Annotated in this window: 16 protein-coding genes; 8 read left to right on the top strand and 8 right to left on the bottom strand. The window is 72.4% G+C overall.

Features of this window, described 5'->3' with window-relative positions; genetic code table 11:
* Positions 1-7: 7 nt before the first annotated feature.
* A complete protein-coding gene (locus ACFV7R_RS20795; RefSeq protein WP_385265367.1) occupies positions 8-604 on the bottom strand; it encodes a flavin reductase family protein in 597 nt (198 codons plus the stop codon).
* A gap of 81 nt (positions 605-685) precedes the next feature.
* On the opposite strand from ACFV7R_RS20795, the gene ACFV7R_RS20790 reads away from it, so the two are divergent.
* Positions 686-1,681: a hypothetical protein gene (locus ACFV7R_RS20790; protein WP_385265364.1), complete on the top strand. Its 996-nt coding sequence runs from the start codon at positions 686-688 to the stop codon at positions 1,679-1,681.
* Here the strand turns inward: ACFV7R_RS20790 and ACFV7R_RS20785 are convergent.
* The 3 genes from ACFV7R_RS20785 to ACFV7R_RS20775 form a co-directional block, all read right to left on the bottom strand.
* Positions 1,668-2,525: an enoyl-CoA hydratase/isomerase family protein gene (locus ACFV7R_RS20785; RefSeq protein ID WP_385265362.1), complete on the bottom strand. Its 858-nt coding sequence runs from the start codon at positions 2,523-2,525 to the stop codon at positions 1,668-1,670. The genes ACFV7R_RS20790 and ACFV7R_RS20785 overlap by 14 nt on opposite strands.
* Before the next feature lie 16 nt (positions 2,526-2,541).
* Positions 2,542-4,770 carry an acetate--CoA ligase family protein gene (locus ACFV7R_RS20780; protein ID WP_385265359.1) on the bottom strand — a complete coding sequence of 743 codons (2,229 nt, stop codon included), beginning with the start codon at positions 4,768-4,770 and terminating at the stop codon, positions 2,542-2,544.
* A 117-nt stretch (positions 4,771-4,887) separates the two neighbouring features.
* The gene (locus tag ACFV7R_RS20775; protein ID WP_385265358.1) at positions 4,888-6,081 is read right to left on the bottom strand and encodes a flavin-containing monooxygenase; all 1,194 of its coding nucleotides are present in this window, start codon (positions 6,079-6,081) and stop codon (positions 4,888-4,890) included.
* A gap of 186 nt (positions 6,082-6,267) precedes the next feature.
* On the opposite strand from ACFV7R_RS20775, the gene ACFV7R_RS20770 reads away from it, so the two are divergent.
* From ACFV7R_RS20770 to ACFV7R_RS20760, 3 genes are read left to right on the top strand one after another with little or no spacing between them, the layout of a single operon-like run.
* The gene (locus ACFV7R_RS20770) at positions 6,268-6,720 is read left to right on the top strand and encodes a DoxX family protein (protein WP_385265355.1); all 453 of its coding nucleotides are present in this window, start codon (positions 6,268-6,270) and stop codon (positions 6,718-6,720) included.
* Positions 6,717-7,103 carry a Zn-ribbon domain-containing OB-fold protein gene (locus ACFV7R_RS20765; protein WP_385265352.1) on the top strand — a complete coding sequence of 129 codons (387 nt, stop codon included), beginning with the start codon at positions 6,717-6,719 and terminating at the stop codon, positions 7,101-7,103. The genes ACFV7R_RS20770 and ACFV7R_RS20765 overlap by 4 nt, the downstream gene beginning before the upstream one ends.
* 41 nt (positions 7,104-7,144) lie before the next feature.
* Positions 7,145-7,747 carry a GNAT family N-acetyltransferase gene (locus ACFV7R_RS20760; RefSeq protein ID WP_385265349.1) on the top strand — a complete coding sequence of 201 codons (603 nt, stop codon included), beginning with the start codon at positions 7,145-7,147 and terminating at the stop codon, positions 7,745-7,747.
* Between the two features lie 31 nt (positions 7,748-7,778).
* Here the strand turns inward: ACFV7R_RS20760 and ACFV7R_RS20755 are convergent, their stop codons facing one another.
* From ACFV7R_RS20755 to ACFV7R_RS20745, 3 genes are all read right to left on the bottom strand, one after another.
* Positions 7,779-8,444, bottom strand: coding sequence for a pyridoxal 5'-phosphate synthase (locus ACFV7R_RS20755; RefSeq protein WP_385265346.1), 666 nt, complete (start codon positions 8,442-8,444; stop codon positions 7,779-7,781).
* 45 nt (positions 8,445-8,489) lie between these two features.
* A complete protein-coding gene (locus ACFV7R_RS20750) occupies positions 8,490-8,915 on the bottom strand; it encodes a pyridoxamine 5'-phosphate oxidase family protein (protein WP_129796362.1) in 426 nt (141 codons plus the stop codon).
* Positions 8,916-9,066: 151 nt separating this feature from the next.
* Positions 9,067-10,233: an acetyl-CoA acetyltransferase gene (locus ACFV7R_RS20745; RefSeq protein WP_385265343.1), complete on the bottom strand. Its 1,167-nt coding sequence runs from the start codon at positions 10,231-10,233 to the stop codon at positions 9,067-9,069.
* A gap of 101 nt (positions 10,234-10,334) precedes the next feature.
* Between ACFV7R_RS20745 and ACFV7R_RS20740 the strand changes: the two genes are divergently transcribed.
* A complete protein-coding gene (locus tag ACFV7R_RS20740; protein ID WP_385265340.1) occupies positions 10,335-11,543 on the top strand; it encodes an acyl-CoA dehydrogenase family protein in 1,209 nt (402 codons plus the stop codon).
* A gap of 57 nt (positions 11,544-11,600) precedes the next feature.
* Here the strand turns inward: ACFV7R_RS20740 and ACFV7R_RS20735 are convergent, their stop codons facing one another.
* Complete coding sequence (locus tag ACFV7R_RS20735) at positions 11,601-12,236, bottom strand: TetR family transcriptional regulator (protein ID WP_385265846.1); 636 nt, start codon at positions 12,234-12,236, stop codon at positions 11,601-11,603.
* Between the two features lie 134 nt (positions 12,237-12,370).
* Here ACFV7R_RS20735 and ACFV7R_RS20730 point away from each other — a divergent pair, with 134 nt between their 5' ends.
* From ACFV7R_RS20730 to ACFV7R_RS20720, 3 genes are all read left to right on the top strand, one after another.
* The gene (locus ACFV7R_RS20730; RefSeq protein ID WP_385265337.1) at positions 12,371-13,105 is read left to right on the top strand and encodes a VOC family protein; all 735 of its coding nucleotides are present in this window, start codon (positions 12,371-12,373) and stop codon (positions 13,103-13,105) included.
* A 178-nt stretch (positions 13,106-13,283) separates the two neighbouring features.
* Complete coding sequence (locus ACFV7R_RS20725) at positions 13,284-15,656, top strand: PQQ-binding-like beta-propeller repeat protein (RefSeq protein ID WP_385265335.1); 2,373 nt, start codon at positions 13,284-13,286, stop codon at positions 15,654-15,656.
* 167 nt (positions 15,657-15,823) lie between these two features.
* A complete protein-coding gene (locus tag ACFV7R_RS20720) occupies positions 15,824-16,405 on the top strand; it encodes a hypothetical protein (RefSeq protein ID WP_385265332.1) in 582 nt (193 codons plus the stop codon).
* Positions 16,406-16,496: the final 91 nt, after the last annotated feature.

Here is a 16,496-nt window from a genome sequence, read left to right as displayed (position 1 = left end):
GTGGCGGTTAGAGGAAGCGCCCCTTGTGGAACAGCAAGGGGCGGCCGTCCTCGTCGCCCGTCCCCAGCGCGTCCACCCGGCCCACCACGATCAGGTGGTCGCCGCCCGTGTGCACCGCGTGGATCGTGCAGTCGATCCACGCGAGCGTGCCCGCGAGGCGCGGTGAGCCGGACGCGGGCGCGGCGTCGTGGGCGACGCCCGCGAACTTGTCCGCGCCGCTGACCGCGAAGCCGCGGCACAGCTCGCCCTGGTGGTCCGCCAGGACGTTGACGCAGAAGACGCCGGCGCGGGCGATGCGGGGCCAGGTCGTCGACGTACGGCCGACCATGAAGGCGACGAGGGGCGGGTCGAGGGACAGGGAGGAGAAGGACTGGCAGGCGAAGCCGGCGGGGCCGGACTCGCCGTCGGCGGCGGGTGCGGTGACAACGGCCACGCCCGTCGCGAAGTTCCCGAGCACCTGCCGGAACTCGGCCTGCCCGACCGGCGCGCGCTCGTCCTCGCCGACACAGCGGAGCTCGGGCCGCGGCAACGGCTCCACGGGCGCCGCCGCCCCGGCCGCCCGGAGGTAGCGGACGGCGGCTTCGGCCATGCCTGCTTGTCCCATCACGCTCACCATTGAAACTGACGAAGCGTCAGATAGGAAGGGTCGTGCAGGGGCGCGAAGGACCCCGCGTACCCTGCGCGCATGGGGTGGGGAGAAGGACGGCAGCGGCTCGCGCGCGCGGGGCTGACCTGGGACTGGGCCGAGGTGCACGCGGCGGCCGCAGCGGCCGCGCTGCAGGTTCCGGTGCTCTGGGTGATCTGGTGGGTGGGGACCCTCGACGACGACGATTACGGCAGGGGACTGGGCGGCGGCCTCGCCGCGCTCTTCGTGCTGCTGCCGATGATCGTGCTGCCTCTCCTGGCGACGCTGTACGCGGTCCTGTTCACCATGCCGGCGCTCAACCTCGCGCGCGTGGCCGCACGGCAGGCGCGCGGCCCGGAATGGCTGTGGCGGCTCGCGTCCGTGGCCCTGCTCGGCGCGGTGTGGGCGGCCGTGCTCACGGGCCTGAGCCCCTTCTCGGGGCTGCTCCGGTTCGCCGGACTCCTGGCCGCGTTCGGCCTGCTTCCCCTCCTCGCCGTCGCCCGTGTCCGCCGGCGTGCGCGGATCGAGGGGCGGACGCGGGGGGTCTTCGGGATGTGGTTCCGCTCGGCGTGCGCGACCGTCGGGCTGTGCGTACTGGTCCTCGGCGGCGCCGCGGTGGCCACCGCCGCCGGGCTCATCAAGGAGTACGAACCTCCGACGCTCTCTGCCCGGCAGCTCACCGGCATCTGGCGCGGCGACGACGGCGCGGTCCTCACCCTGCGCGCTGATGGCCGGGCCGAACTCACGGAGCTGCCCGCCGAGTCCTGGGGCTGGGACCGGGGCTGGGACCGGGGCTGGGACCGGGACTGGGACTACGACAGGTGCAACGGCGCCGGCACCTGGACCCTCGACCGGGAGGGGCGCAACGACCCTTACGCCGGGCACGGCCCCGAGGAACGGGACGGTGTCGTCGTACTCCTCGACGGAAGGTGCGGGCAGCGGACGTACTGGACGATCGGCGGCACGGAAGACGAGCCCGAGCTGTTCGTGCTGTTCGGCGACCCCGACGCGGGGGAGCTGTGGATCCTGGCGCGGGACCGACTCAACGGCCCCTGAACTCCGCACTCCTGCGCTCCACGAAGCTCGCCACGCCTTCCTGGGCGTCCTCGGTCGTCATGTTGATCTCCTGTGCGGCCGCCTCCGCGGCGAAGGCGGTGGCGCGGTCGCTGTCGAGGGAGGCGTTGACGAGCTGCTTGGTCAGGGCGAGGGTGCGGGTCGGGCCGGTGGCGAGGCGGGCCGCCCACTCGCGGGCCGTCTTGTCCAGCTCCCCGTCCGGGACGACACGGTTGACGAGCCCGAGGCGCTCGGCGTCGGCCGCGGTGAGCGCGTCGCCGAAGAACAGCAGCTCCTTCGCCCGTTGCGGGCCGATCAGACGGGGGAGGAGATAGGCGCCGCCGCCGTCCGGTACGAGTCCCCGGCGTACGAACACCTCGATGAACCGGGCCGATTCGGCCGCGAGGACAAGGTCGCAGGCGAACGCGAGATGTGCGCCGATGCCCGCCGCCGTGCCGTTCACCGCGGCGATCACCGGCTTCTCGCAGTCGAGGACGGCGGCGATCAGGCGCTGGGCGCCGAGCCGGATCGTACGGGCCACGTCACCGACGACCGGTTCACCGGCCGCGGCTGCCCTGCGCAGGTCCGCGCCCGCGCAGAATCCGCGTCCCGTGCCCGTGATCACCACGGCCCGTACGTCCGGGTCCGCGGAGGCTTCGGAGAACCGTCGGATGAGGTGTTCGCGCTGGTCAGGGGTGATGGCGTTGAGGGCTTCGGGGCGATTGAGGGTGATGCGGCAGACCTGATTGTCAGTGGCGTGCAGTATCAATGACTCAGCGGAAATTTCCGGCGGCACCGGATTCTCCGCAGGATTCACGTCTGTACGGGGGAAATCAGGCATGTTCATCTCAGCGGCACCCATGTCAGCGGCACACCACCAACGCGTCCAGCGCCACCGCACCCTGCCCGCGGGGCAGCACCATCAGCGGGTTGATGTCCAACTCGGCCAGCTCGTCCCCGAGTTCCAGCGCCATGCGCTGCACCCGCAGGATCACCTCGACGAGCGCGTCGACATCGGCCGGCGGCCGCCCCCGCACCCCGTCCAGCAGGGCCCGCCCGCGCAGGTCGCCGAGCATGTCCCGCGCCTGGTCCTCGCCGAACGGCGGCACGCGCACCGTCGCGTCCCGCAGCACCTCCACGAGCACACCGCCGAGCCCGACGGTCACGGTCGGCCCGAACAGGTCGTCGTGGGTGACGCCGACGACCATCTCGACGCCCTGCTCGACCATCTGGCACACCAGGACGCCGTCCAGCGAGACGCCCTCGTAGCGGGCGATGTCGGTCAGCTCGCGATAGGCGTCGCGGACCTGGGCGGCGGAGGTCAGCCCGATTTTCACCAGGCCGAGCTCCGTCTTGTGGGCGAGCTGCGCGCCGGACGCCTTCATCACCACGGGGTAGCCCACCAGCCCCGCCGCCCGGACGGCCGCCGCCGCGCTGGTCACCAGCTGCTCGCGCGGCACCCGGATCCCGTACGCCCGCAGCAGCTGCTTGGCCGCATGCTCGCTCAAGCGCTGCCCGGGCCGCATCAGTTCCCGCGCCTTGCGGAAGGAGGGCGAGGGGGTGCGCGGCGCCTCGTCGAAGGGGGAGCGGTAGTCACGGGCGAAGCGGTGGTGGGCGAGGTGGGCGCGGACGGCGGTGAGACAGTTGCCGACGGTGCGGAAGGTGGCCACCCGCGAGGAGCCCAGCAGCACCTCGCGGTACGCCGGTTCGGTGCCGACCGGCGACCCCCACACCACGCACACCAGCTTGTCCGTCCGCTCGGCCGCGTCCACCAGGTCCCGCACGAGCCGGTCGCTCAAGGGCGGGAAGGGCCCGGTGATCGGACAGATCAGCACCCCGACCTCGGGGTCGTCCAGGATCGCGTCGATGATCTTCCGCCCGCGCCAGTCGCCCACCGGGTGACCGCCGTTGTCGACCGGGTTGGCCACGCTGAGGTACTCCGGTATCCACTGGTGCAGCTCGGACTGCCTGGCCTCGGAGAGCACCGGCAGCCGCAGCCCCGCCGACACCGCCAGGTCGGCGACGTGCGCGCCCGTGCCGCCCGAGATCGAATAGACGACGACACCGTCGGCGCGCGGCGGGCGGGCGCGGGCCAGCAGAGCGGCGGTGTCCTGCAGCTCGTCGAGCCCGTCGACCCGGATCACCCCGTACTGCCGCATCGCCGCGTCCACCACCGCGTCCGCGCCGGTCAGCTTGCCGGTGTGTGAGGCGGCCGTACGGGAACCGGTCTCGGTGCGGCCCACCTTGACCGCGACGACCGGCACCCCGCGCCGGGCGGCCCGGTCGGCGGCCAGCAGGAAGGAGCGGCCGTCCTTCAGGCCCTCCACGTAGGCGGCGATGGCGCCGACCTCCGGTTGTTCGGCGAAGTAGGAGAGGAAGTCGGCGGCCTCCAGGTCGGCCTCGTTGCCGGTCGGCGCCCAGTGGGACAGACGGACGCCGAGCTCCTGCAGGGCGAAGACGGGACGGCCCTGGTGCCCGGACTGGGTGATCAGGGCGATCGCCGGCCCGTCCAGGTCGTCGCGGAACTCCTCGAACGCGTTGAGGTTGGTGTTCGGCCCCAGCAGCCGCATCCCCGACCGCCGGACGGCGGCGGCGAGCCGGTCCTGCGCGGCCGCGCCCTCCGCACCGGTCTCCGCGAACCCGGAGGCGAAGGCCACCGCGAACCGCGCCTTGGCCTCGGCGAGTTCCTCGATCACGGGAAGGGGGTCGGCGACCAGCAGTACGGCGAGATCCACCTGCTCGGGCAGGTCGGCGACGGAAGGAGCACACGGTATGCCGAAGACGGACTCGCGGGTGGGGTGCACGGGGTGCAGTCGCGCCCCGACCCGCCCGGCCCATGCGACCAACTGCCGTGTGATGCCGGTGTTCGGACGCCCGTCGGCGTCCGAGGCGCCGATCACGGCGACGGACTCGGGGCGGAAGAAGCGGTCCAGATCGGGGACGTCGGCGTACAGCGGACGGCCGCTGACATCGAGGTCGTCCACGTCGGCCGGACGGCCGTGCACGGCGGGGCCGGGCCGCTGCTCACCGCAGGCGATGGCCCGGGCCCGGCGGGAGTCGGTGGTGAGAGTGCCGTGGGTTGATCCAAGCATCGGTCCGCCCGCTCCTGTGTGACAGCCACCAGCAACAACTAACTGACGCACTGTCAGATTACTGAACTGACGCAATGTCAGGAACAGGCGTGCAGGCGGCAATCGTGACCGGTGTGGTCACCCAGGGAGGCGGGACACCCGTCCGGCGCCTCTCTTGGCGATGGTCCGGGCGATCTTCTCCGCGTCGATCGCCAGCTCGCGGAGCATCCCGCTGATGGGGTTGGTGTAGCCGCTGAAGTAGAGGTCGGGGGCGTTCTTCGGGGTGCGGGCGCCGTGCACGACGGGTCTGCCCCGGTGGTCGAGGACGCCGAGGTGGCCGACGAGGGGCTCCAGCGCGCGGACGTAGCCGGTGGCCGCGATGACGGCGTCCGGGCCGATTCGGCTGCCGTCGGCGAGGAGCACCTCATCCTCCTCGAAGGCCTCCACGGCGGCGACGATCTCGACCTTGCCCTGGCGCACCGCGTCGATGAGGCCGACGTCCTGGACGGGTACCGCGCCCTCGGTGACCCGGCTGTACAGGCCGGTGTCGGGGCGGGGCAGGCCGTGGGCGGAGAGGTCCGGCACGCTGACCTTGGCCAGTGGGCGAGCGAGCCGGTCGACCAGGCCGACCGGCAGCCGGCGCACCAGGACGCCGGTGTACTGGGCGGCCCAGCCGGCGGTGGAGCGGCGGACGATGTGCGGCGCCGTGCGCACGGACAGCCGTACCCGTTTCGCCCCGCCCTCGACTAGGTCGACGGCGATCTCGGCGCCGGTGTTGCCGATGCCGACGACCAGGACGTCGCGGCCGGTGTGGGGCTCGGGGTTGCGGTAGGCAGAGGCGTGCAGGAACTCGCCGGTGTAGGTGTCGCGGCCCGGCCAGTCGGGGACGCGGGGCGTGTGGTTGTAGCCGGTGGCCACCACCACCGCGCCGCCGGTCAGTTCGCGGCCGCCGGTGGCGTGCAGCAGCCAGCCGGTGCCGTCGGGTGTGCGGTCGACGCGGGAGACCTCGACGCCGGTCACGATCTCGAGTTCGTGGTGCTCGGCGTACTTCTCCAGATACCGCACCACGTCGTCCCGGGACACCCACCGTCCGAACCGGCGCGGCATCGGCAGCCCCGGCAGGGCGGACAGCCGCCGGGTGGTGTGCAGGTGCAGCCGGTCGTAGTGCCCCCGCCAGGATGCGCCGACCTGATCGGACTTCTCCAGGACGACCGCGCGTATGCCCTGGGCGCGCAGTGCGTGGGCGGCGGCGAGTCCGCCGGGGCCGCCGCCGATGACGTAGACGGGGCGGGGATCTGTCGTGGCCTGCGCGGGCGCGGTGGAGTCGGGCATGTCTCGGAGCGTAATCAGATGCCGGGTTGATGGGTCTCGGTCAAGACCGGAATTGGTTGCGGATCGATCACGGGTGGGGAGGAGTGGTGAGGCTTGTGGCGCAGGGCGAGCGGTTGCGTGCGGGGGAGGCGTGCGGGCCTGCTTCCGGGCTTCCGCCTCCGAGGCATCTGACGTACCGTCAGGTCCATGGACACGATCTGGCTCAGCGGTGCGCAGTGGCTGGCCGTGCTGCGGATCGGGCTCGGGCTGTGGTGGCTGGAGAGCTGGCGGCACAAGGACAGGAAGGGCTGGTTCGAGCGGGGCACCGGGATCGCCTGGGCTGCGGACGTCGCCGCCAAGCACCGCTGGAACGCCGTGCGTTCGGGATTCGAGCTCGTCGTCGCGCCCCGGCCACGGGTGATGGCGTACGTCGTCGTGTATGCGGAACTCGCCCTGGGGCTCGGACTGATCGCCGGATTCCTGACCCCGCTCGCCCTCGTCGGCGGGCTGCTCCTCAACGCCCTCTACTTCACGCTCATGATCCACGACTGGGCCGAGCAGGGGCAGAACCTGATGATGGCGCTGATCTCGCTGGTGGCTCTGTTCGGGATGTCGTGGCAGACCTGGTCCTTGGACAGCGCGTTGGGACTCTTTGGATGAGGTACGACGTCCCGGAGACCGACGCCTTCACCCGGACGTACTGGGACGCGGCCGCGCAAGGGCGGCTGCTGGTGCGGCGGTGCGGGGCGTGCGGGCGGGCGCACCACTACCCCCGGGAGTTCTGCCCGTACTGCTGGAGCGAGGACGTGACCTGGCAGGAAGCGAGTGGCCGCGGCACGCTCTACACCTGGTCCGTCGTCCACCGCAACGACCTGCCGCCCTTCGGGGAGCGCACGCCGTATGTCGCCGCGGTCGTCGACCTCGCCGAGGGGCCGCGGATGATGACGGAGGTCGTCGACTGCGCGGAGGGCGAGCTGCGGGCCGGGATGGAGCTGACGGTCGCGTTCCGGGAGGGTGTGCCGGTGTTCCGGAGTCCGCCGTGATTCCGGGTGAGCCGACAGGGCCGACGGGATTGAATGGGCCGATGTCCCTCATACGTGCCCAGTCCTCAGTCGCCCGCCCCTTCCCCGAGCTGAACGGCCACGGTCTGCGCCTGTGCCGCTGGGACCCCCGCTCCGACGCCGATGCCGGGACCTGGCTGCGCGGGCTGTCCGACCCGGACTTCCAGCGCTGGAACACCCCCCTGAAACCGATCACGGACCTCGACGACGCCCGCGCCTCCCTCCGGGCCAAGGCGGAGAACTGGGCGAACGGCACGAGCGCGTCGTTCCGCGTCACGGACGCCGCCACGGGCACGACCCTGGGCCATATCGGCGTCAACGAGATCGACCACGTCTTCCGCGTCGCCCGTGTCGGCTACTGGATCCTCCCCGAGGCCCGCGGCCACCGGGTCGCCACCCGCGCCCTCACCCTGGCCGCCCACTGGGCCCTGACGGACCTGGGCCTGCACCGCCTGGAGCTGGGCCATGCCCTGGGGCACGACGCCTCCTGCCGTATCGCCGAGCGGTGCGGGTTCCCGTACGAGGGGACCCTGCGGGGCGCGATGTGGGAGGCCGGGCGGCGCGACACGTTCCGGGACGTGCACCTGCACGGCCGTCTGGCGACCGACCCGGCGGTGGAGCCGTGACCGCGGGCTTCGGCCGGCGTTCCACCGAGGATCACGGCCACAGCAGCTGACGGCTCCAGCCGTCCTCCGTACGCCGGTAGGCCAGCCGTACGTGGCGTCGTCGGGCGTCGCCCTGGAAGAACTCCACCTCGTCCGGCCGGAGGCGGTAGAGCGTCCAGGTCGGCGCCGGGGTGTCAGGGTCGTCCTGCGCCCGGGTCCAGGCCGCCTCGGAGGCGAGGGCGAGTTCCTGGAGGGAGCCGAGGGGTTCGCTCTGGTGCCCGGTGAGCGCGGCTGCCAGCGCTCCGGTGGAGCGGGCGTGCAGGTCCGCCTGGCCCTCCTCGGCGGGGGCGGTCGTCACCGGGCCCCGGACACGGATCTGACGTCCCTGGAGGGGCCAGTAGAAGCCCAGGGCCGCGTACGGGCGGGCGGTGAGGTGGCCGCCCTTGCGGCTGGTGACATGCGTGGCGAAGGACCAGCCGTGGGCGTCGGCGCCATGCAGCATCACGATGCGTACGTCCGGCCGGCCCTCCTCGTCCGCCGTGGCCAGGGACATGGTGTGCGGCTCGGGCTGGCCCGCCGCCACCGCCTGCGCGAACCAGCCGGTGAACAGGGGGAGGGGTTCGGCGGGTGCGGTGGCGGGGTCGAACGGCGGCAGCTCGGTGACCTCCGGGTCCCACACCCGCAGCGACCTCAGCAGCTCATGAAGATCCGGTTCCATGGGCCGAGTATCCCCGCGCCGACGGAGCACCCACGGAGTGGACCCCTACACCGTTCCGAGGTCCGAGGAGACCCACCGCTCGGGCCGCATGCGGATGATGACGTTCTCGCCGTGGTTCTTCAGCGCGAACTCGACATAGCCGTCGACCTTCTCGGCCGGGAGATAGCGGGCGGAGAGCTCCCGGAGCTGCTCGACGGTCGCGGAGGTCGTGTCGACGACCGGGCCCTCGACGGAGACGTAGCGGATGGTGGGTTCGACGCGGTCGACCATCAGGGTGAAGCGGCCGGCCGCCTTGATCAGCTGGTGCTTGCGGGAGTCGAGCCCGGTCATGATCCACACGTCGCCACCGGGTGCGTACTGGTACCAGATCGGCACGGTCAGCGGTGCCCTTCCCGCCTCCCCGTTCACCGCGAGCGCGGCGATGTGCGGCTCGGCCAGAAACTGCTCGCGTTCCTCACGGGACAGTGCCATGTTCGCTCTCCTTCGAGTGCTCCAGGTCCGCGGATTCCGCTTGTCCGTGTCAGCATGCCGCGGGCCGTCCCGTATTCCGGGATGCGCAGCCGGTGAGTCGACACGGGACGGATTTCAGCCGCGGGCCGGGACGTGCCCACGCAGGACCGGCTCACTCACGTCCCAGAACCACCGTCCCCGAGGAGCAGAACCAGCCCCCCGTCCCCGAGGCCACCCCCAGCCGGGGCAGCCCTCCGTCCCTGGCACGGACCTGGCGCTCGCCTGCCTCCCCCCGCAACTGCCGCACCGCCTCCACCAGCAGGAACAGCCCGCGCATCCCGGGATGCTGGGCCGACAGACCGCCCCCGTCGGTGTTCACCGGCAGTTCCCCGCCCTCGACCCTGAGCCGCCCCTTCTCCACGAACGCCCCGCCCTCGCCCTTCCCGCAGAAGCCGAGGTCCTCCAGCGTCACCAGGGTCATGTACGTGAACGCGTCGTAGATCTCCGCGAAGTCGACCTCCTCCGCGCGCACCCCGGCCCGCTCGAAGGCCAGCCGCCCGCTCACGGCCGCCGGGGACACGGTGAAGTCGGGCCACTCGGACAGGGCGGCGTGCGAGACGTGCTCACCGGTGCCGAGGATCCACACCGGAGCCGTGCGGCAGTCCCGTACGTACTCCTCGGCGGCCAGCAGCACCGCCGCGCCGCCGTCGGAGCGGATGCAGCAGTGGAGCTTGGTGAAGGGGTCGGCGATCAGCGGGCCGGACAGGACGTCGTCGACCGTGATCGGGTCCCGGAACATGGCCTCGGGGTTGAGGGCGGCGTTCGCCCGCGCCTGGACGGCGACCTCGGCCAACTGCTCGATGGTCGTGCCGTGTTCGATCATGTGGCGGCGGGCGGCCATGGCGTACTTGGCGATCAGGGTGTGGCCGTAGGGCACCTCGAACTGGAGCGGACCGCGGGCGCCGAAGGAGAGGGTGCCGGTGCGGCGGCCCGCCCTGATGTCGGCGCGGGCCGTCGAGCCGTAGGCGAGCAGCACCGCGTTCGCGTGACCGGCGGCGATCGCGTCGGCCGCGTGGGCCGCCATGACCTCCCAGGTGGAGCCGCCGACCGAGGTGGAGTCGACCCAGGTCGGGCGCAGGCCCAGGTAGTCGGCCACCTCCACGGGCGCGAGCGTGCCCGTGCCCGCGGAGGCGAAGCCGTCGACCAACGCGCGGTCCAGACCCGCGTCGGCGAGGGCCCGGCGGGCGGCCTGGGCGTGCAGGGTGTACGGGGTTGCCTGGTCCACACGGCCGCAGGAGGACAGGGACACGCCCACCACGGCGACTCTCCGGGTACGCATGGATCTGACGGTACATCAGATAGCTGTCCCCCCGGCAGGCCTGGGCATCCTCGTCCCGCCGCCCTAATATGACGCACCGTCAGATCAGGGAGGCCCCACCCATGGACGCCAGCTTCACCCCCGAACAGGACGAGATCCGCCGCACCCTCCGTGACCTGCTCCGCCACACCTGCGGCCCCGAGCAGCTGCGGGCGGCCCTCGACACCCCGGCCGGACACGACCCCCGCCTCTGGACCGACCTCGCCGCCCGCCTCGGCCTGCCCGGCCTCGCGCTGCCCGAGGCCTACGGCGGGGTCGGCTGCTCGGCGACCGAGCTCGCCCTCGCCGCCGAGGAGACCGGCCGGGCGCTCGCCCCCTCCCCCCTCCTCGCCACGGCCGTCCTCGCCGCCCCCCTCCTGCTGGCCCTCGGCACGGACGGCCAGCGCGCCGGCCTGCTGCCCCGCATCACCTCCGGCCGCCTCACCGCCGCCCTCGCCGTACCCGGGGCACTGGCCACCGCCCTCGCGCTGACCGGCACCAACCGGGGCGACTGGGCGGGCGGCGGCCGGGCGGGCGGCGTGCAGGCGCGGCGGGGCGGGGGCGGCTGGCGGTTGTACGGGGAGGTCGGTCAGGTGCTGGACGGGCACAGTGCGGATCTGCTCGTGGTGGCCGCGCACGCCGGGGGGTTCGCCCGTTCGCGGACCCTGTTGTTCCTGGTGCCGGGGGATGCCGCCGGGCTGGTCCGCGTACGGCAGACCGCCCTGGACGCGACCCGGCCGCAGGGACGACTGCAACTTCGGGACGTATCCGCCGAGTTGCTCGGCGAGGAAGAGGCCGATGGCCTCGACGCCCTCGCCGCCGTGGGGAACACCGCCGCCGCCGTCCTCGCCGCCGAGGCCGTCGGGGCGGCCGACCGCGCCCTGGAGCGGACCGTCGGACATGTCGTGCAGCGGGTGCAGTTCGGGCGGGCCATCGGCTCGTTCCAGGCGGTCAAGCACCGCCTGGCCGACGTGTACGTCCAGGTGCAGGCGGCCCGCTCGGCGGCGTACTACGCGGCCTGGGCGGCCGGTCGCGGTGAGGTCGTCGGCGGGCTCGCCCTCGCCCAGGCCCTCCAGGCGCTGCGCACCGCCGCGGCCGAGGGAATCCAGCTGCACGGCGGCCTCGGCTTCACCTGGGAGCACGACGCGCACCTGTACTTCAAGCGCGCCGCCGGCGACGAGCTGCTCTTCGGACCCGTCCACCGGCTGCGCGCGCACGCCGCCGACGCGGCGGAGCTGTTCGACGGGAGGGTGGCCGCGAACAACATGGCGGGCGGTGGTCCACTTGGGTGAACCACCGCCCGCCTGACAGGACTTGGGATTGGTAAAAGCGTCTTCCGTTGCTCCGGGCTACTTGCTCGGTTTCCGGCCGGTGATGCCCAGGTGCACCAACAGTGCAAGGTTCGGTTTGAGTTCGGCCTGTTTGACACCCCAGGACTGGAAGCCCTTCTGGTGCGAGGCGACCGCCGCGAGCATCGCGACGATCGAACCGGCCATCGCCGCAGGGTTCACGTCCTTGTCGACCCGGCCCTTGGACTGCAACTCGGCGACCGCGTCGACCAGGGAGTTGTTGACCGAGTTCAGGATCTTCATGCGGATCTTGTAGAACCGTTTGTCGCCCTCGGCCGCACCGAGGTCGACGACGCGCAGGATCGCGTCGTTCTTCCGCCAGAACTCCAGGAAACCGTCGACGAGTTCCTGGGCCGTCTGCCAGCCGGCCTTGCCGGTCCACGAACGGCCCGCCAGCAGCTCCGTCAATCCGGCGCCCTCGGCGGCCATTTCCTCGGCGATCTCCAGGACGGCGCCCTCGACGTCCGGGAAGTACTGGTAGAAGGTTGCGGGCGAAGTGCCCGCCTTCCTGGCGACATCGATGACTTTGACGTCCCGGTAGGGGGAGGAGCTGAGCATCTCGCTGAGGCAGTCGAGCAGCTTCTGCCGGGTCGCCTGCCCACGCCGACCGGCCACGCGGCCGTCGACGGTACGCACTTGTCCTGTCATGTCGTCAGCTTACCGAGGCGTGATCGGGGCGCGATTCGGCCGACTGCAAATGGGGTGCACGGGGGAAATGGGGGTGGTGTGGCTGGTGGGCAGGGTGCGCCGAGGGACGTTAGCTTGACAGCATGGCTGAAAATGGGGCATCTGTGCGTGAAGCGGCGTACGCGGAGGGCGTCCCCTGTTGGGTGGACGCACAGCTCCCCGACGTCGAGGCGGGAAAACGGTTCTACGGTGAGCTCTTCGGGTGGACCTTCGAGGAGTCGTACGGCGGGACCGTGTGGGCGTACCACGACGGCGAGCCCGTCGCCGGGCTCGCGCACAAGCCGGACGGCCGCCTGCCCACGGTCTGGACGGTGTCCTTCGCGACGCCGGACGCCGAGGCTCTGTGCCGGCGGATCCTGGCGGCCGACGGCCAGATCGTCACCGCACCGATCCCGGTCGGCGAACTGGGCGTCGCCGCGCTCGCCGCCGACCCCGAAGGTGCGGTCTTCGGTCTGTGGCAGCCGGGGACGCACCAGGGGTTCGGGCAGCGCCACGAGCCCGGCAGTTTCGCCCGGGTCGAGCTGTACGCCCGCGACCCCGAGGCCGCGGGTGTCTTCTACGGGGGCCTGTTCACCGAGGCCATGTTCGGGACGGACGCCGAGCCGGACTTCGGGCGCACCCCGCTCACCGAGGTCTTCCCGGCCGAGATGCCGCCGCACTTTCTGGTCCACTTCGGGGTGGAGGACTGCGATGCCGCACTCGGGACGGTGAACCGGCTCGGCGGGCGTATCCAGGCGGGACCGTTCGACACTTCGTACGGAAGGGTGGGCGTGGCCTCGGACGACCAGGGGGCCTCGTTCGCGGTGCTACAGCGCTGACGTGCACCTTTTTGTAGCGCTATAAGGCGAGACACCCGATATGTCGCCGGGTTCGCAACCTGTGGCCCGGACAGGAAGAATCGGGGTGCGTGCCGCCACGGCGGTGCGGTGGTGAGACGCTGCACGCGGTCGCGTACATATGTGGGTGACGCGGCTCGTACGGGGAGGTGGCAGGCAAGTGGTGGATCAGCTGACGCAGCACGATCCGCGGCGGATCGGGCCGTTCGAGGTGCTGGGACGGCTGGGTGCCGGCGGTATGGGGCTGGTCTATCTCGCGCGCTCGGCGTCCGGCCGGCGCGTGGCGATCAAGACCGTCCGGACGGAGCTCGCCGAGGACCAGCTGTTCCGCGTCCGTTTCACGCGCGAGGTCGAGGCGGCCCGCGCGGTGTCCGGCTTCTACACGGCGGCCGTGGTCGACGCCGACCCGCGTGCGGCCGTGCCGTGGCTGGCCACCGCGTACGTTCCCGCGCCCTCGCTCGAGGAGATAGTGAACGACTGCGGGCCGATGCCGGCCCAGGCGGTGCGCTGGCTGGCGGCGGGCGTCGCGGAGGCCCTCCAGTCCATCCACGGCGCCGGGCTCGTCCACCGGGACCTGAAGCCCTCCAACGTGCTCGTCGTCGAGGACGGCCCCCGGGTGATCGACTTCGGTATCGCCTCCGGCGTCTCGAACACCCGTCTGACGATGACGAACGTCGCCGTGGGCACCCCCGCCTACATGTCGCCCGAGCAGGCCAAGGACTCCCGCTCCGTCACCGGCGCCAGCGACGTCTTCTCGCTCGGCTCCACCCTCGTCTTCGCCGCCACCGGACATCCGCCCTTCCACGGCGCCAACCCGGTCGAGACCGTCTTCATGCTGCTGCGCGAGGGCCCCGACCTGGAGGGCCTGCCGGACGAGCTGCGCCCGCTGATCGAGTCCTGTATGCAGATGGACCCCTCGGCCCGCCCCACCCCCGCCGACCTCCAGGCCCAGCTCGCCCCGCACCTGTTCGGCTCCGGCAACGACGACAGCGGTACGGCGTCGGCGTGGCTGCCCGACAAGGCCGTCGGCCTGATCGAGTCCCGCCGCGGCGGCCGCCCCCCTGTCAAACCCGCCTCCGGCTCGGGCCGCAGCTCCGGCCGGCCGCACGCCGTGCCGCCCCCGCCGCCCCACGCCCCCGTCGTCCCGGCGCCCGCGCCCGCGGCACCCGTGTCCGCCCCGGTCGGCGCCCCCGACAGCGGCCCCGTACGGCTGGCCGGCGCCGCGGTGCCCATCGGCCCCGGCCCGCGTGTCGCCGACGCCCGTGCCGCCGCCGTCAAGGCGCCCCCGCCCGAGGCGGGCCTGGCCGCGTCCTGGGCCAAGCCCCGCCCCGGCGTCAACGGCGCAGACCCTGCCGTAGGCCCTGCCGTACCGGCGCCGCAGCCCGCACCCCCGGAGAACCCGGCCGGCTGGCGCCCCTGGCGGTTCCGTATGTCCAACGACGTCTGGGGCACCCCGGCCGTCGCCGACGACCTCGTCTACGTCACCTCCTTCGAGGTGCACGCCCTGGACGTGGCCACCGGCCGGCGCCGCTTCAAGACCCGGGACGTGGCCTGGTCGATGGCGGTCGCCGACGGACGGATCCACGCCTCCGACGGCCCCACCCTCTTCGCCCTGGACGCCCGCGAGGGCGCCGACCTGTGGCGGCTGTCGACGGACGCCTGGGTGTACTCCCTGAAGGCCGACCGCGGCACCGTCGTCACCGGCACCCGCGGCGGGGGCGTGCAGGCCTGGGAGGCCGCCAGCGGCCAGAAGCTGTGGGAGATCACCGGCTGCCAGAGCGACTTCGAGTCCCCGGAGGCCGGGCCGGCCCTGCACGACGGCACGGTGTACGTCTGGCAGGACGCCCGGCTGCGCGCCCTGGACGCCCGCACCGGCGACGAGCGCTGGTCGTACCCGATCGGCGACGCGGCCTCCTGCGGCGGCGTACCGGTCCGTGTCGCCCCCGCATCCGACGGATACGTGTACGTGTCCGCGGGCACCCGCGTCCTCGCCGTCGACGTGGCCGGCGGGCACGTGCGCTGGCACTTCGAGGCCCCCGCGGTCTTCCTCTCCCCGCCCGCCTTCGCGCCCGGCCCCGCGGTCACCGGGGGCGGCGTCTACCTCGCCGACTACCTCGGCACGGTGTACGCCCTCGACGCCACCGACGGCCGCGACCGCTGGCGTATCGCCACCGAGTCGCGGGCGTCCGTCGAACCGGTCCTGGTGGCCGCCGGTCACGTCCACGTCGGCAGCGGCACCGGCCTGTACACGCTGGACGCGGTCACCGGCACCCCCAAGTGGCGGTTCCAGGCGGGCGGCGACATCGTGGGCGCACCGTCGGTCGCCGAGGGACGTATCCACTTCGGCTCCACCGACCACCTGCTGTACACCCTGAAGGCCGACGACGGCCGACTGCGCTGGAAACTCGCCACCGGCGGCGAGATCACCGGCTCCCCGGTCGTCAAGGACGGCATCGTGTACGCGTGCAGCAAGGACCGCTGCGTGTACGCGCTGGACGCGGAGAAGGGCACGGGCACGGCCCGCACCGCCTAGTGCCGCGGGACGGCCGTCGTACCAGGCGCACGGAAGGGTTCCTGACGGCGGCCGTCGCTCGGGCGAGCAACCGGTCTTCACCGTGCTCACACCCGACGCTACAGCGGGTGCGCGACGGTCGCCAGGCGGTGACATGGCCGTGACAGAAGATCCAGTAGCGTGACGGCATGGATCTTCGGGGGCGCACACTCAAACTCACGGCGATGGCGGCGTTGGTGGTCCTGACGCTGACCGGTTTCTCGACGGGACGCGGCCACGGCAACGGCAGTGGCGGCGACGGCGGGGGAGGGGGCGGTTGCAGCAGCTCCAGCCAGGACCACGACAGTTCGTCGTCGACGTCCGGTGGAGGTACCTGGTCGGGCACGGACGACGACGATGACGACTACGGCGGTACGTCCGGCAGCAGCGGCTACAACGACTCCTACGGTGACGACAACACCGGCCCCTCCGGCTCCTCGGGCTCCGGCGAGACACTGCAGAACGCCTCGGTGAAGCCGGTCAAGTGCGTCACCGGCAAGGCCCCGTACTCCAGGGTCGAGATCACCAACCCCAACGCGAGCACCGCCACCTTCGCCGTCGACGTCACCTTCGAGAACCGGACGGGCGGCACCGTCAAGCAGGAGACCTGGTTCCTCGAAGTGCCCGGCCGCGACAAGCTCACCGTCGACATCGAGTCGAGCAACAGAAGCCGCGCCGCCGAAGTGGCCGGCTGCGACGTAGACGAGGTCGCCGAGCCGGACACACCCTAGGGCCAATGCCGTTGCATTACGGGCCTGTGGGTTGGGGTCTTGTGATGAGGATGGCTTGGGTGCCGGTGCGGGTGGGCTGGGGCCAGGCACG

The organism is Streptomyces sp. NPDC059866, assembly GCF_042731325.1.
Lineage (GTDB): Bacteria > Actinomycetota > Actinomycetes > Streptomycetales > Streptomycetaceae > Streptomyces > Streptomyces flavusporus.
The sequence above is the reverse complement of the archived record's forward strand: the minus strand, read 5'-3'. Positions and strand labels throughout refer to the sequence as shown.

Excerpts from the sequence above, each read along its gene's own strand:
- ACFV7R_RS20795 (WP_385265367.1), bottom strand. The coding sequence starts at position 604 with ATGGGACAAGCAGGCATGGCCGAAGCCGCCGTCCGCTACCTCCGGGCG.
- ACFV7R_RS20790 (WP_385265364.1), top strand. The coding sequence starts at position 686 with ATGGGGTGGGGAGAAGGACGGCAGCGGCTCGCGCGCGCGGGGCTGACC.
- ACFV7R_RS20785 (WP_385265362.1), bottom strand. The coding sequence starts at position 2,525 with ATGAACATGCCTGATTTCCCCCGTACAGACGTGAATCCTGCGGAGAAT.
- ACFV7R_RS20780 (WP_385265359.1), bottom strand. The coding sequence starts at position 4,770 with ATGCTTGGATCAACCCACGGCACTCTCACCACCGACTCCCGCCGGGCC.
- ACFV7R_RS20775 (WP_385265358.1), bottom strand. The coding sequence starts at position 6,081 with ATGCCCGACTCCACCGCGCCCGCGCAGGCCACGACAGATCCCCGCCCC.
- ACFV7R_RS20770 (WP_385265355.1), top strand. The coding sequence starts at position 6,268 with ATGGACACGATCTGGCTCAGCGGTGCGCAGTGGCTGGCCGTGCTGCGG.
- ACFV7R_RS20765 (WP_385265352.1), top strand. The coding sequence starts at position 6,717 with ATGAGGTACGACGTCCCGGAGACCGACGCCTTCACCCGGACGTACTGG.
- ACFV7R_RS20760 (WP_385265349.1), top strand. The coding sequence starts at position 7,145 with ATGTCCCTCATACGTGCCCAGTCCTCAGTCGCCCGCCCCTTCCCCGAG.
- ACFV7R_RS20755 (WP_385265346.1), bottom strand. The coding sequence starts at position 8,444 with ATGGAACCGGATCTTCATGAGCTGCTGAGGTCGCTGCGGGTGTGGGAC.
- ACFV7R_RS20750 (WP_129796362.1), bottom strand. The coding sequence starts at position 8,915 with ATGGCACTGTCCCGTGAGGAACGCGAGCAGTTTCTGGCCGAGCCGCAC.
- ACFV7R_RS20745 (WP_385265343.1), bottom strand. The coding sequence starts at position 10,233 with ATGCGTACCCGGAGAGTCGCCGTGGTGGGCGTGTCCCTGTCCTCCTGC.
- ACFV7R_RS20740 (WP_385265340.1), top strand. The coding sequence starts at position 10,335 with ATGGACGCCAGCTTCACCCCCGAACAGGACGAGATCCGCCGCACCCTC.
- ACFV7R_RS20730 (WP_385265337.1), top strand. The coding sequence starts at position 12,371 with ATGGCTGAAAATGGGGCATCTGTGCGTGAAGCGGCGTACGCGGAGGGC.
- ACFV7R_RS20720 (WP_385265332.1), top strand. The coding sequence starts at position 15,824 with ATGGATCTTCGGGGGCGCACACTCAAACTCACGGCGATGGCGGCGTTG.